This is a genomic window from Paraburkholderia sp. C35 (genome assembly GCF_003121405.1).
Classification (GTDB): Bacteria; Pseudomonadota; Gammaproteobacteria; order Burkholderiales; family Burkholderiaceae; genus Paraburkholderia.
The window spans coordinates 1-15,088 of sequence record NZ_QBUY01000160.1; the positions used below are offsets into that span (position 1 = coordinate 1).

Sequence of the window (15,088 nt, forward strand, 5' to 3'; positions counted from 1 at the left end):
CTGGACCTACCAAACTCGATCCAGCTGAACCGGGAATGCCCGTTCAGCGCCAAAAATTGAGTTCTCACACAAGCTCGGTCGCGAACGGGCATTCAGCAATATTAACAACGGTTAGTCGCTTCGGACCGCATCAACCATCTGCGGCATCCTGGATGACATTCCGGCGTCCGTCCGGGGCGCAATGGCGCCCGTATCACGCTGAATTCATCGGCGAACTTGTGACGGTCATGGTACCGCTAATAAACAGGTCTGTAGAGGTGTGCGGTGTGGTCGATCGCATCAAATGTCGGCCCGATCCCGGGTCCCCGATCATGTTCAAGTGTGTTCAGATTTGACATGCATCCACTGACACTGCGACGACATGAGTTGCTCGTGCGTTTTTCAGAGACTTTTTCGATCCACGATCCCCTGATCGCAAAGCATCTGGATCTTGCAAACCAGATCCGCGACCGACCTGGAGCACATCTTTTTCATAGCCTGGCCGCGGTGCATTTTGACGGTGACCTCACAGACATTCATTTCATGCGCGATCTGCTTGTTGAGTAACCCAGCCACGACAAACCCGACTACTTCCCTTTCGCGCGGCGTTAGCGACACGTAGGAGGTACGCAGTGCATCCAGCGAACGATCGACTAAAAGGCGCTCGCGGTCTTCATCTATAGCGTGAGAGATCGCATCGAGAAGATCCTGATCGCGAAAAGGTTTGGACAGGAAATCACGCGCACCTGATTTCATAGCCTTGACTGTCATCGGGATGTCGCCATAGCCCGTGAGAAAAACGACGGGCGTCTTGAGATTCCGCACGGCCATCCGGTCTCTCACTTCAAGCCCATTTTCCCCTCGCAACCGGACGTCGAGAATAACGCATCCTGGCACGTCAGGTCGCAGAGCGGCCAATAGCTCCTGCGAGCAGGCGAAGGATTCCACCTCCATACCCACAGAACGCAGCAGGGCGCTTAGGGAGTTGCGCATGGCGTCGTCATCGTCGAGGACGTACACCAACGGCGACAACTGCCTCGACGCAGCTGGACTGGTTGTTGAACCCGAAGAAACGTTCATGTGCGCCTCCATCTACCTACAGCCTCGACGGCTGTTAAGCACGCTGCGAAATAAATGGTCTGATCAATTATTGACTTATACGTTGCATCCCATGATGGAAAACGCCACGGAGTGCAAGTTTTGGCATATTGTGCGAGTGGTTGGCGTTTGCGAATAGTAAAAAATTGGCGTTCGAGCGGTACGGTTACCGCGCTGACTAACTTAGCGGCCGGCGATGAGGGCGTCGAAAATAACCTAGAATCATCGATGGTGCCGAAGGACATCACGTTCGCGCCTGGTCATCCGAAAGGAGTACTTCGTCGGCCAATCGGAGGCGAGTTATGCACGAGGAAGTTCATTACAGTCATTCAGCCGATATACCCGGTCTGATCCTCGGCACCGCGAGGTTCACCAACTTTCGCTTTGAGCCGCACTACCATCTCGACTGTCACGTCGGACTGGTGACGAGCGGCGTGCAGCGTCAAACGTTTCGCGGCGAGTCGCTATATCTGACACGCGGCGTCATTCAGCTCATGCCCGCGGGCGAGGTGCACGACGGTGTCGCCGAAGGAAATGAAGAATACGTGCTGCGAACGTTTCGGTTATCACCAGAACTGTTGAACGGCCTCGGTGAAGACATCACGGGCAGGCATCATTTCCCAACGCAAGCGGCAACGGTGTTGCGCGACGACAGTCTCGCCGACCGATTGCTGGATGCACATTTGACTCTCGAGCATGGGGGGCATGACCCGATAAAAAGCGCGACTTCCATTCTTGAGATGCTGGAAACGCTGTTCGCACATCTGAAGCAACCCGTGCCTCAAACTATTGCGGGTACGCTGTCGCTTCGGCAGTTGCAGCTTGTTCGTGAGTACGCTGAGGCCCATCTCGGCGACAAGATCCTATTGGAAGAGCTTTCCCTTCTCGTCGGTCTCAGCCCGTTCCGTTTCCTGAAACTTTTCAAGCGTACCGTCGGCATGACACCGCATGCATGGCTGCTGCGTATGCGGCTCGAAAAAGCGGTGACGCTAATCAAGGAAAAGAAGACCACCTCGCTTACCGAAATTGCGTACGCCGTGGGCTTCTTTGATCAAAGCCATTTCACACGGGCATTTCGTCAGGCGTACGGCGTCACGCCGACTCAATTCTGGTAGCAGGCAGCAATTTTTTACAAGGCATGCTGGCCGCGTTTCGGTAGGGTTGTGCTTTTGGCCATGCGCCCTTCGAGGGGCGCATCTCCTGATGCAGCAGCACCGATGACAACATTCAGTTTCCTTGACGACTACAGCGAAGGCGCACACCCTGATATCCTTCGCGCACTGAGCGACTCCAACTTTATCCAGCAGGCAGCGTACGGCGACGACGCGTACTCCACCGAAGCAACGACCCGGATCAAGGCGCACCTGGGGAGCGATTTCGGAGGCGAAATCCACTATGTGGCAAGCGGTACGATGGCGAACATCGTGTCGATATCGAGCTGTCTGCGACCGCACGAGGCGGTGATTGCAGTGAACTCCGGCCATATCGTTGTGCGCGAGGCCGGCGCGATCGAGGCGACAGGGCACAAGCTCATATGCGTTCCCGCGGTCGACGGGAAACTGACGACGGACAACATCGAAGCTGCGTTGTCGGCCAACGCTCATTTTCCGCACATGGCAAAGCCACGGCTCGTCTACGTGTCGAATGCCACTGAAACGGGCACGATATACAGCCGCGAAGAGCTGACAGCAATCTCGGCGCTCGCGAGGCAGCGGAACCTGTTGCTGTTCGTCGATGGAGCTCGGCTGGGTGCCGCGCTGGCTTCGACGAAAAACGACCTGACACTGTCGGATATCGCATCGCTTGCCGATATCTTCTGGATTGGCGGCACCAAGGCTGGTGCGCTTCTGGGTGAAGCCATCGTGATTTGCCATCCGGCGTTGGCACGAGACTTCGGCTTTCACGTCAAGCAGCGTGGCGGCATGCTGGCGAAAGGCCGCTTACTGGGGATTCAGTTTCAGACGCTATTTGGCCACAGCAATCTCTTCTTCGAAAATGCCGACTACGCGAACAGAATGGCGGCGAGGCTCGCAGAAGGAATCTTGGATAGTGGTCATCTTCTCGACTCGGAACCTGCAACGAATCAGGTGTTCGCAATCTTGCCGGACAGCGTTATTCAGCAGTTGAAGCAGCACTTCGATTTTTATGTGTGGGCGAAGCGGGATGATGATCGCTCGGTGATCCGCCTGGTGACTTCGTGGGCCACCGATGTGAAGCAGGTCGACGCATTTCTGTCCCGCCTCGTGCAGCTCTGATTGCATGAGTCACACCATGGCGGCCATCGGCCATCTGCCCTTTGAAAAGAACGTTCGACACAATCGCCTAAAATAGCCACGACCTTTACGTGGCAGTTTTCCGGCTCTCTCAACGTGCGAACATCGGATCATGGACAACCTCGGGGACATCCGGCTTTTCGTCGAAGCGGCAAGCCTTGGCAGTCTGTCTGCAGCGGGCCGCAAGCTGGGCTTGTCGCCGGCGGCTGCCAGTGCACGACTGGTCAAGCTCGAAGGTGCGTTGCGCACGCAACTGTTCGAGCGCACGACGCGCAAGCTGCGGTTGACCGACGAAGGCAAGATGTATCTGTCGCACTGCCAGCATGCACTCCAGACACTCGAAGATGCACATTCAGCGCTGCAGGCCGGACGCGCGACGATCAGTGGCAAGCTGCGCGTGTCCGCGACGTCGGACTTCGGCCGCCATGTCGTCAGGCATTGGCTCGACGAGTTCAATGAACTGCATCCGAACGTGACGATCGCACTCGTGCTCTCGGATTCGCTCTCGCATCTGCTGCAGGACGAAATCGACCTGGCGATCCGCTTTGGTATACCGGCTGACAGTTCCCTGGTTGCGCGGCCGCTCGCTTCGAACCGGCGTGCGCTATGCGCGTCGCCGTCGTATATAGAAGCGCGTGGCATACCCGCGCAGCCCGACGAACTGGACGAATACGACTTCATTCTGCTTTCGTCGGCTTCCGGCGTGGCGAACGACTGGCGTTTCACGCGCGCGGGTCGAACGGTCTCGTTGACGGTGCCAACTGCGCGCGCCCGCGAGACCAACGACGGTGCGCTGGCGCGCGAATGGGCGATCGAAGGGCGCGGCCTCGTGATGAAATCCATCTGGGACGTCGGTGCGGATCTCCGTGCAGACCGGCTGCGGCTGGTTCTGCCTGAATGGCGCTGCCCTGAGGCGCCCGTCAACGCGCTGTTCCAACGCAGCCGCTATATGGCGCCACGCGTGCGCGCGCTGCTCGACTTTCTGAGCACTCGCATCGAAGACGCTGCACGCGAACTGGAGCCATTCCTTCGCTGATGTCTGGTCCGCGATCCGTGACGGAGCGGATCGCGAGCTGTCGACCGTGACGGCGAGTTGCTACATCGACTGAACCTGGACGGCTGTCTTCACGACGCCGTCGACGGACGGCGCAATGACGAGGTAGCGCCGCCTGTCCGTCGCCGTGGGTTGCGTATCATTCGCGCGTGGTGCGACGATCTGCCTGATCTGACCGATCGTATCGACGATGGCCGACCCCGCTGGGTTGGTCATGAAGCGCGCCAGCGGCTCGATGGGGCCGCTGCCGTCGGGCGCATTGCTCAAGCCCAGCACATAGGGCTGCTTCGGCTGCAGGCCCGTTACGGACGCCTGGAGCACCTGTACGACGCCCTGGTCATACAGCGAGACACTGGTCGGCGTCGCCGCGCCCTTATCACCGCCCACGGCCGTCATGGTCAGGTGCGCAGCTTCACCGGCCAGTCCGAGCGGCTGGAGGTTCTGTGTGCCGTCGCCTTCGGGCACGGCGTCCGTTATATAAGCGATGGCCTGCGGCGCCTGCCCGATCGGCACGCTGGCGACGACCTTGTTGGTGGCCGTATCGATGGCCGTCATCATGTCCGAGTTCTCCAGTCCGACATAGATGCGCGAGCCGTCGCCCGAAGGCCACACGCCATGCGGCATGTTGCCGACGGGAATCGTCGCGATCTGTTTGAAGTTGTCGGTGCGGAATACCTTGACGGCGCTTTCGCCGCCCACCGTGATGTACGCGAATGTGCCCTTGCCGGTAACGGCGAAATTTACATGATTCGTGATGGGTCCCGTATCGATGGTCTTGAGCAGCGCGAACGGCGGATGCGCGTCAAAGACCTGCGTCTTGCCCGTGTCCTTGAGCGTGAACCACACCTGTTTGCCGTCCGGCGTCGCGGCGATGTTGGGACAGAACGGGCTGGCCTGTGTGACCTTGCCGACAATCTGGTGATCGGCAACGGTGATCACATCGACCTCGGGATTGAACGACGAACACACATAGCCGTATTTGCCGTCCGGTGAAAAGATCGTCATGCCTGGACCCGCCGGCGTGACGATACGGGTTTTCTCGGCATAGGTCTGCGCGTCGAGCACCGACACATAGTTTTCCCCGCGCACGGTAATCCACACTTCACGTCCGTCTGGCGTATAGAAGGCCTCGTGTGGGGAGCGGCCCACGTAGGTGGTGTGCCTGACCGTGTTCGTCTGGGTGTCGATGAAGCTCACCGAATTCGACGCGATCGCGACCACGGCGAGCGTGTGGTGATCGGGCGAATAGCCCATGCCGTGCACTAGCACCTGGCCTTTGTATAGCGGGCTAAAGTTGCCTGGCAGCGGATCGCCCAGGCGGATCACGCCGATCAGCCGGTTCACACTCGGATCAATCACCGACACCGTGTTCGAAAACTGTTCAGCAGCATACACGCGGTCGTGGCTCGAGATGGGTGCGTTCGGGTCGGCGATGGCGCCAGGCGCCTGTCCTGCGTACGCGCTGATAGCCGCGCCAGCGGCAAGCGTCCAGACGAACACGGTGAGGGCGGTCTTGTTCACGAGGTTGTCTCCTTGGGGCCACGCGAGGGCACAGGTGAGGTGAGCGTGTCATTTCATTGGCATCGACATCGGCATGGGATGCGACGCTGCGTGCTTGTCGGCTGGCTGCGTTGGCGCGGGTTGCGAAGGCGGCAGCGGCGCGCCGATAGCGATGTTCATCGCCGCAATTTCCTGCTGCTGGTCGACGATGATTTCCTGCGCGATGCGCCGCAACTGCTCATTGTGCCCATACCGGAGTTCGGCTTTGGCCATGTCGATCGCGCCTTGGTGATGCGGCGCCATCATCGCAACGAAATCGCGGTCGACGTCGCCGGATGGCTTGATACTCATGTCACTCATCATGCGCGTCATCGCCGTGTCGTTCTCCTGCATGAACGCGTGTTCGTGAGGATCAGCGGCGCCGGTCCCGGCGCGCGAGGCGTACGCGACACTGCACAGAAACAGGCCACTTACCAGGAGCGGGAAGATGCTGTGCGCGGTGCAACGCATTGGCGTGTTCATCGTCGTCATCATGTCGAAGGAGGGCATCGAGGGCGCGGAGTCCGCTATCGCAATGGGACGATGTGCCCGGGTCCGGGGTCGTCGAAAAACGCAGATTCAGGGACTGGCTGTCAGCTGCCGAAGAACAGATTGCAGTAGCTGACGGGACCGACACACGGACGAGGCGCGGCGCCTGTCATCTGACGGCCCGATGACGAGGCGGATGAGACGCCGCCGACGCTTTGGCCCGATCCGCCTGCCGGCTGCATGGCGACTTTCCGCTCGGCGGCTTGAATATCGGCTGGATAGCCGGGGTCTTCTCCACGCGACGGCTCATAGCCCGCGCGCTCGACCTGCGCAAGATCCGCGCGGACCTCGGCGCGCGTGACGGGCGCGCTGTCCTGCTGTGCAAAACCATACAGCGGCGTCGCAAGGGCCGCAGCGCTAACGACTGTTGCAAGGATCGCTTTCATGTCACTTCCTTTTCCGCCTTTCGGCGATGGATGGCCGGTCTTGCCGGCAGGGACCGCGCCAGGTGCCGCGCGGGCCGTCAGCCGGGGAGAGATCGGTTGCGGCAAGACAAGCGTAGGCCGGCCGCTGAAGTGAATCCATTCTGCAAACGGATGGTCGTGGGCCGCCGTTCGACGCGCCCCTGCATACCAAGGTATGTATCGCTGCGCGCAACACGAGGAGGTGTGTCAACCACTTATGCGATCCGATGCCCGCTATGTGCGCGCAGCTCGGACTCGCGTGCAGCGAGAAGAGACGCTCACGCTTCGCTATCGCGAAGCCTGTCGCGCGTGCCGTTGTCTTCGCGCCGATGCTCACCGGAAGCGAGCGCGACATAGAGCGCATTCATCAGTTCGTCCGGTGACGCGGGCTTCAGAAGATAGTCGATCGCCCCCGCCTTGACTGCCTTCACAGCCGTCCGGACATCCGCGCAAGCGGTGACGAAGATGAGCGGAATGGCCGGGTTTAGCATGTGCAACTGGCGTTGTACTTCGCGGCCCGAGGTGCTCTCGAAGCACGTGTCCAGAATCACACAGGCTGGTGACGCCGCGGGCAGGGCGGCGAAAAGCGCGGCGGGCGTCGCGAACTCGATCACATCGAAACCGAGTAGGCTCAGCATGCCGTGCAGGTGACGGCGCGCATCCTCGTTCTCGTCGAAGATTGCGACGGGCGCCACGCTGCGGCGCGCGCACGCCGTGTGCAATTGCGATGCAGGGGGCGCAGGCGGCCTATTGGCCGACGTGTCGTGCCCGCGTCCGTCATGCGTCATCTGCGCCGTCTGATGATCGGAAAGCATGCGCACCTCGCCTGCACGATCGGGTACGTTCAATGGAAATGCGCCGCCGCTCGCTGACGACGAACAGGTGTCGTCGAACGGTCCGGCCCTCTCAATCATGATAAAAAATCGGCCGTTCGCTGGAGGGGAGTTAGCCCTTAATTTGCCTTAAATTTGTGCTGTTTCGTGGTGCGTGAAGTCAGGTAAACGCTTGCATTGATCCATACTGAATGGACCCTCACATAAGCATGTGATCGAAGCCGTCATGGTTATCATCCGGGAAGCTCCGTTGCGAGCCTTGCAACGGCACAGGAAGCACCATGCACGACAGGTGCGCGCGTTTCCCATGACAATAGGCGAAAATAGTCCATGAGGCGATCGCATGATCCAGCTCGGCATCATTGAGCTCGAACCCACCCAGCGGCAACTGAAGGTGCGCGGACAGACCGTCGTGCTCGGCGCACGCGCGTTCGACGTGCTGCAGACGCTGGTCCATGCGGGCGGCGCAATGGTGTCGAAAGAGACGCTGTTCGAGCGGGTGTGGCCCGGCGTCGTCGTCGAAGAAAACAACCTGCAGGTGCAGATCGCGGCGATTCGCAAGGTCTTGGGCGACGACCGCGAACTGATCCAGACCGTGGCCCGTCAGGGCTACCGTCTGATGGTCGAACGCATCATGGATGCGACGGGCACGCAGGCGGGCCCGGCGACGCCGCCATCCGTGGCGCGCAGCACGAACCTGCCGTTTCCCGTCAACGCCATTATCGGGCGCGAGCGGGCCGTCGAGGAGATCTGCGGGCTGCTCGAAACCAGCCGGGTCGTGACGCTGACAGGCGCGGGCGGCATCGGCAAGACCCGTCTCTCGCTCGAAGTCGGGCACCGTCTGCTGCCAGCCTGCCCGCACGGCGTATGGCTCGTGGAACTGGGCGTGCTCGCCGCACCCGACGGCGTAGCGGCGCGCGTCGGCGACACACTTGGCATCCGCACCGGCCAGCACGCACTGCGTCTCGACGCCATCGCCAACCACATCGGCGACCAGGCGTTATTGCTGGTGCTGGACAACTGCGAGCATGTGCTCGACGAAGCAGCGGCGCTCGCACAACACATCGTACGCAGCGTGCCGAATGCGCGTGTGCTCGCGACCAGCCGCGAGGGACTCGGCGCGCAGGGCGAAACGCTGTACGCGGTGACGCCGCTCGATACCGCTGCGTGTGATTCGGGCGACGGCGCGATGCTGCCGGCCGCCGTGCGACTGTTCATCGCGCGGATGCGGGTATTGACCGCCCAGATTCCCGCCGATGCGCGCAGCCTGCAGGCCGTACGCACGCTGTGCGAGCGGCTCGACGGCATTCCGCTCGCCATCGAGAGCGCCGCAGCGTGGGCGCCGACGCTCGGCGTCGAGCAACTCGAGGCACGACTCGACGACCGCTTCCGGCTGGTGATGCACGCACAGCGCACGTGTGTTGCGCGGCATCGGACGCTGGGCGCCACGCTCGACTGGAGCTTCGATCTGCTCGGCGAAGCGGAGCAGTCGCTGCTGTGCTCGCTGGCGGTTTTTCATGGTGGCTTCACACTCGACGGTGCGCTCGCCCTCTGTCCGGACCATTTGCCGGCGATGGCCACGATCGGCGTGATCTCGGCGCTCGTGCGCAAGTCGCTGCTGCTCGTCGACAGCGATGCGTGCAGTAGCCGCTATCGTCTGCTGGAAACGACGCGCGCCTATCTGATCGGCAAACTGCACGAGCGCGGCGAGTGGGACCGCGTCAAGAAGCGTCATGCACGCTATTTCATGCGTTTGCTGGATCCGATGCGAAGCGAGCCGAATCTCGAACAGCGAGAAGCGATGCTGCGCCAGAACCGCCGGGAACTGGACAATATTCGCGCGGCAGTCGAATGGAGCGTGATCGAAGGGCGCGACACGGAAACGGGCGTAGTGCTGTCGGAATGCGCGGCTGCGCTGATGTTTGCGCTGTCGATGTTCGAAGAGTGCGCATGGGTCGCTGATCACGCGTTGAAGGCTTATGAGCAGTGCCACGCGCGAGACGCGCGTCTGGAACTGTCGCTGCTCGGCATGCGCACGTCCGCGTGGTCATACACGCTTGGCCCAACCGACGCCGTCGCGCAGGCATGGTGCGACGTGCAGCGCAAGGCAAAGGCGTCAGGCGAAACCGACGCATGGGTCCGCGCCACCTGGGGTCTCTGGCTGCAAAAGTGGTATGCGGGCGAGCCGTCAGCGAGCCTCGGTTTTGCGCGCGAGTTCATCCGTATCGATACGCCCTACGCGGAAACGGTGTCGCTACTCGGTGCCCGTATGACGGGTGTCACCGCGCATTTTGCTGGAGATCAACCCGAAGCACGCCGGCAACTCGAACGGATGATCGCGTTTTACGACCCAGCGGTTCATGCATTTCCCATCATCGGTACGCGGCTCGACCAGAAACGCGCCGCACGGGTGACGCTCGCGCGCGTGCTGTGGCTGCAGGGCGACCTGGGCCAGGCCATCGCCGCGACCCGACAACTGGTCGACGACTGCGAGCGCGATGCGCCGCCGCTGCTGACGGGCTATGCGTTGCTGGAAGCTGCGATTCCGATCATGCTGATGCTGCGCCGCTGGGACGCGGCTATCCAATACTGCGAAGCCTTGCAAAGGCATCTCGCGAAGAACCGTGTGCCGATCTGGGAGCCCTGCGCCGACTGTTTTACGGATCTCGCCGCGATGCGGGCGCAGCCTGCGCCGGACCGGATTGCTTCACTGAACACCAACCTGGCGCGCCTGTGCGCGACCAACTTTCTCACGCATCTGTCGATGATGCGCTGCCTGCAGGCAGAGGCGCTCGGGTCCGCAGGTTTCGTTGACGATGGCGTGCGTGTCGTCAATGAAGCGATCTCACGCTGCGTGCGGGTCGGTGAACTGTGGTGTCTCGCGGAACTGCTACGCGTGCGTGCGGAGCTGTCAATCCAAAGCGAGCCGCCCTCGCCGGATGCCGCAGAACGAGATCTCGTTTTCGGCCTTAGGCTTGCACAGACACAAGGCGCGCTGTTCTGGGAATTGCGGCTCAGGAAAAGCCTTGCCCGGCTCTGGCGTAATACTGATCGCGTCGAAGAAGCACGGGAAGGTTTGCGCGGCGTCTATGAGCGATTCCAGCACGAAGGAGATATCGCCGACGTGGCGGCCGCCCGCTTGATGCTGCTGGCTATGGACGGATAGGATGGGTTGCGAACACGGATTATCTGGCTGACAAAGAGGACACGGCAATGTCGACAATCGAGCATTTCGAGTATGTCTTTCTGGGCGGCGGGAAGGGCGGAAAGACGCTGGCAATGGAACTCGCGCAGGCGGGCCACAAGGTGGCCGTGATCGAGCGTGGGATGATCGGTGGCTCGTGCATCAACATCGCGTGCATTCCGACCAAGACCTTGATTCAAAGCGCGCGAATCGAACACATCCGGCATCAGCACGACGGGCCAGCGACAGATATGGCGCAGATAGCCGCGCGCGTGAAAGGCGTGGTTGACGGCATGGTCGAGATCAACCTCAAAGCATTTCACGATTCCGGGTTCGAACTCGTGCTGGGCACAGGACGCTTTGTCGGACCGCGCCGGCTCGAAGTAAAAACGAATGGCGGTGGGCTGCGGCTGATCGAAGGCGAGCATGCCTTCATCAATACCGGCACGACAGCCGCGATTCCCGATGTGCCGGGCCTGAAGGCGGCGAACCCGCTGACTCACGTCGAAGCGCTGGTGCTGACCACGTTGCCTGACAGTCTGATCGTGCTCGGCGGCGGCTATATCGGCCTGGAGATGGCGCAGGCGTTCCACCGGCTTGGCAGCAAGGTTACCGTGATACAGGACGCGCCGCGCGTAGCGATGCGCGAAGACGAGGAAGTCAGCGAAGCCATTGAAACGGCGTTGAAAGAAGACGGTATCGATATCCGGACCCACGCGAAGCCTGTCACCGTAACGGGAACCTCGGGCGATTCGGTATCGGTTGCATTGCAGGATGGCAGCACGGTGAGCGCCAGCCACATTCTGGTGGCAGCGGGCCGCACGCCTGTGACAGCGGATATCGGACTCGACGCCGCGGGTGTCGAAGTGGACGCGCGCGGTTTCATCAAAACGGACGAACGTCTCGCGACGACTGCCGAACGCACGTGGGCGATCGGCGAAGTGGCGGGCACGCCAATGTTCACGCATGCATCGTTCGACGATTACCGGGTGCTGCGCTCGCAGCTTGCGGGCGGCAACATGACGACTCGCAACCGCATTATTCCGTATGCGCTGTTCATCGAGCCGGAACTGGGCCGCATCGGTCTTGGTGAAGCCGATGCGAAAGCGCGTGGAATTGCGGTGCGCGTTGCGAAGCTCCCGATGGCGGCGGTGCCGCGTGCGCGCACTAACGGCGCGACGAAAGGCTTCATGAAGATGCTGATCGATACGGAGTCCGACCGCATTCTCGGCTTCGCGATGCTCGGCACCAATGCGGGCGACGTCGTCACGGCGGTGCAGATGGCGATGCTCGGCGGATTGCCTTATACAGCTGTGCGCGATGCGATCATCGCGCATCCGTTGATTTCCGAAGGCCTGAATATTCTGCTGGCGAAGGTTCCGCAGCGCTCCAGTCAATAATCCTCTCCGGCAGAGTGGGCGCTATCTGCGCTCACTTTGCCCGTCATCGCCACCCCCTTGTTGATCCCCATGCATACCTACGTATGGGTTTGCCATCCATCGGCCATAAGCGGCGACCGTTTGTAGGCTGGCGACGCGCAGTGCTTGTCTCTACGCTAGAAGCACGCCATAGGTGAACGGGCGGCGCAGCGCGCCTGATCGTCGAACGACGGGATTATTCCGCTATTTTTGAATGTCTTTCAACGACGGCCTCAATTATCGCCGGCGGTTCCGCTTCGCATAATACGTTCCATTCTTTGATGTACTCAGGTCTGGACGACATCGAATGTGTATGACGTCGAGACTCCTGTGTGATTTCTGGAGTTCACTATGTCAACCATTGATGATCGTTCCGCCTCGCTTGAAACTGACGTTGAGGCATCGGTAAGCTCAAGCCGCCGCCGCTTTCTTCGACATGCTGGCGTCGGCGCCAGCATGCTCGCAACGGCTGCGTTGATGAACGGAACGGCCGGGGCCGCGGAAAACGCTGGTGCTGCAACGAATCCGTCGGCCCCGGCGGGGGCGACGGCTAGTGAGGGCGCTTTCTGGCCGAACGGCATCCGGCTCGTCGTGTCGATCTCGATGCAGTTCGAAGCAGGCGGACAGCCGCCCAAAGGCACCGACAGCCCGTTTCCGAAAGTCGACTTTCCGCCCAACGTGCCGTCCGATCCCGCGACCAATACATGGTTCGCCTATGGCTATCGCGAAGGCGTGCCACGCATGCTCGACCTGTGGGATCGTTACGGCGTCAAGGTCACGTCGCATATGATCGGCGAGGCGGCACGGCGGCATCCCGAGCTGGCGCGCGAGATCGTTGCGCGTGGTCACGAGGCGTCCGGGCATGGCCCGCGCTGGAGTTCCGAGTACGCGATGAGCCGCGCAGAAGAGCGCGTGTTTCTGCAACAGGCTGCCGATATGGTGCAGCAGGTGACGGGTCAACGTCCCATTGGCTACAACTGCAACTGGCTGCGGCGTGGTCCGAATACGCTCTCGCTCTTGCAGGAGCTCGGCTACACCTATCACATCGACGACCTGAGCCGCGACGAGCCGTTTATCGAAACCGTCAATGGCAAGGACTTCGTTGTCGTGCCCTATACGCTGCGCAACAACGACATCCTGTTGATCGAGGGCCGTAACTACTCGCCTTCGAAGTTTCTCGAGCAGATCAAGCTCGACTTCGACCAGCTGTACGAAGAGGCGGGGACGCGTCGCCGGATGATGTCGGTCAGCGCGCACGACCGTATCAGCGGATCGCCGCAAATGGTCCGCGTGTGGGACGAGTTTCTCCGCTACGCGAAGAGCCATCCCGGTGTCGCATTCATGCGCAAGGACGATATTGCACGCTATGTGTTGAACAGTCCGCACACGCTGCGTGAAACCGAGACGATCTGATCCTTTGCATGGAGGGCGATCACCATGCCTCACATCATCATCGAAGCGACGTCACGTCTTCATCAAGAGATCGACCTTCCGTCGCTGATGCTCGCAATGCACCGCGAGCTGGCCGATGCAGGTTATGCGCAGCTTGACGACCTGAAAAGTCGCTTGCACGTCTGCAACGTCTCGCTTGCAGGAGCAGACCCAGCTGCCGAGTTTGTGGTCGCGCGGCTGCTGACGACGAATCCGCGTCCCGAAGAATCACTGGCGAAGATGGCGCGAATCATTCACGACACGCTGCACGATGCGATCACCGCGAAGCCGCGCGCGTTCTGGTGGCAGTGCTGCGTGGTGGTCGATCCACACGAACGCAGCCGATATCTGAAGACAGATTCGCGCACAGCCAACCTCTGACGCTGACGACACGGAGAAATACATGATGGACGTTCAGAATCCGTCGACGGAGGCGGGAGCGGTCGCGGTTGGCGGGCGCCCGGCGCATTCGACTGCGCCGGCCGACAGACAGCTTGATCAGATTTACTCGCGAGTCCGCTTGCGTCTGATGCCACTGTTGCTGATCGCGCAGGTGCTGGCCTATCTCGATCGCGTTAACATCGGTACAGCGAAGCTGCAAATGGCAGTCGACCTGCATTTCAGCAATGCAGTCTACGGTCTGGGCGCTGGCATCTTCTTTGTCGGTTACTTCATCGCTGAGGTGCCGAGCAACATGCTGTTGCACCGCCTGGGCGCGCGCGCCTGGATTGCGCGCATCATGGTGTCGTGGGGTATTCTGTCAGCTGCCACGATGTTCATCCACTCGACGCAGGCGTTTTATGTGCAGCGCTTTCTGCTTGGGTTGGCCGAAGCAGGCTTTTTTCCCGGCGTCGTGCTGTATCTGACCTACTGGTTTCCCGCGCATCGGCGCGGCAGCATGACGACCTTGTTCATGAGCGCGACGGCCGTGTCGGGGATTGTCGGCGGACCGCTTTCAGGCTGGATCATGGTCGCGTTCAACGGTTTGCATGGCCTGGAGGGCTGGCGCTGGATGTTTCTGCTCGAGGCCGGACCCGCGATCGCACTCGGTGTCGTCATCTTTTTTCGTTTGCCCGACCGGCCGCGTGACGTTCAATGGCTCGGTGCTGAAGACAAGGCCTTGCTTCAACGCGATATCGACACTTACGTACCGTCGCAAGGCAGTACGCGTGGAAATGCGGCGCTGCGAGCAGTCCTCAACGCCACGACGCTCTTCTTTTCGGCCGTCTATTTTCTGCTGCTGGCGGGGCTGTACGGCGTGAGCTTCTGGCTGCCGAGTCTGATCCGGCAAACAGGCGTTCACGACACGCTGACGATCAGCTGGCT

General features: G+C 60.9%; 13 protein-coding genes. 8 read left to right on the top strand and 5 right to left on the bottom strand.

Features of this window, described 5'->3' with window-relative positions; all coding sequences use genetic code 11:
* Positions 1–381: 381 nt before the first annotated feature.
* Positions 382–1,059, bottom strand: a complete 678-nt coding sequence (locus DK391_RS41760) for a response regulator (RefSeq protein WP_109483862.1) — start codon at positions 1,057–1,059, stop codon at positions 382–384.
* 320 nt (positions 1,060–1,379) lie between these two features.
* Between DK391_RS41760 and DK391_RS41765 the strand changes: the two genes are divergently transcribed.
* The 3 genes from DK391_RS41765 (at position 1,380) to DK391_RS41775 (ending at position 4,386) form a co-directional block, all read left to right on the top strand.
* Positions 1,380–2,192 (top strand): AraC family transcriptional regulator, encoded by an 813-nt coding sequence (locus DK391_RS41765; RefSeq protein ID WP_109483863.1) that lies wholly within the window; start codon positions 1,380–1,382, stop codon positions 2,190–2,192.
* A 102-nt stretch (positions 2,193–2,294) separates the two neighbouring features.
* Positions 2,295–3,332, top strand: coding sequence for an aminotransferase class I/II-fold pyridoxal phosphate-dependent enzyme (locus DK391_RS41770; protein WP_109483864.1), 1,038 nt, complete (start codon positions 2,295–2,297; stop codon positions 3,330–3,332).
* A 130-nt stretch (positions 3,333–3,462) separates the two neighbouring features.
* Positions 3,463–4,386, top strand: a complete 924-nt coding sequence (locus DK391_RS41775) for a LysR family transcriptional regulator (protein WP_109483865.1) — start codon at positions 3,463–3,465, stop codon at positions 4,384–4,386.
* Positions 4,387–4,446: 60 nt separating this feature from the next.
* On the opposite strand, the gene DK391_RS41780 is transcribed toward DK391_RS41775, so the two are convergent.
* From DK391_RS41780 to DK391_RS45670, 4 genes are all read right to left on the bottom strand, one after another.
* Entirely contained in the window at positions 4,447–5,925 is a 1,479-nt protein-coding gene (locus DK391_RS41780; protein ID WP_109483866.1) for a YncE family protein, read from the bottom strand.
* Between the two features lie 48 nt (positions 5,926–5,973).
* On the bottom strand, positions 5,974–6,426 hold the full coding sequence (locus DK391_RS41785; protein WP_109483874.1) for a DUF305 domain-containing protein: 453 nt from the start codon (positions 6,424–6,426) through the stop codon (positions 5,974–5,976).
* Between the two features lie 110 nt (positions 6,427–6,536).
* The gene (locus DK391_RS41790; protein WP_109483867.1) at positions 6,537–6,878 is read right to left on the bottom strand and encodes a DUF4148 domain-containing protein; all 342 of its coding nucleotides are present in this window, start codon (positions 6,876–6,878) and stop codon (positions 6,537–6,539) included.
* Positions 6,879–7,174: 296 nt separating this feature from the next.
* Positions 7,175–7,810: a response regulator gene (locus DK391_RS45670; RefSeq protein ID WP_109483868.1), complete on the bottom strand. Its 636-nt coding sequence runs from the start codon at positions 7,808–7,810 to the stop codon at positions 7,175–7,177.
* 262 nt (positions 7,811–8,072) lie between these two features.
* On the opposite strand from DK391_RS45670, the gene DK391_RS41800 reads away from it, so the two are divergent.
* The 5 genes from DK391_RS41800 to DK391_RS41820 form a co-directional block, all read left to right on the top strand.
* A complete protein-coding gene (locus tag DK391_RS41800) occupies positions 8,073–10,895 on the top strand; it encodes a winged helix-turn-helix domain-containing protein (RefSeq protein WP_109483869.1) in 2,823 nt (940 codons plus the stop codon).
* 47 nt (positions 10,896–10,942) lie between these two features.
* Complete coding sequence (locus DK391_RS41805) at positions 10,943–12,313, top strand: FAD-dependent oxidoreductase (protein WP_109483870.1); 1,371 nt, start codon at positions 10,943–10,945, stop codon at positions 12,311–12,313.
* A 474-nt stretch (positions 12,314–12,787) separates the two neighbouring features.
* Positions 12,788–13,744, top strand: coding sequence for a polysaccharide deacetylase family protein (locus tag DK391_RS41810; protein WP_204117534.1), 957 nt, complete (start codon positions 12,788–12,790; stop codon positions 13,742–13,744).
* 24 nt (positions 13,745–13,768) lie between these two features.
* Positions 13,769–14,143: a hypothetical protein gene (locus DK391_RS41815; protein WP_109483872.1), complete on the top strand. Its 375-nt coding sequence runs from the start codon at positions 13,769–13,771 to the stop codon at positions 14,141–14,143.
* A gap of 22 nt (positions 14,144–14,165) precedes the next feature.
* Positions 14,166–15,088 (top strand): MFS transporter (locus DK391_RS41820; RefSeq protein ID WP_109483873.1); only part of this gene is annotated, 923 nt, incomplete at its 3' end.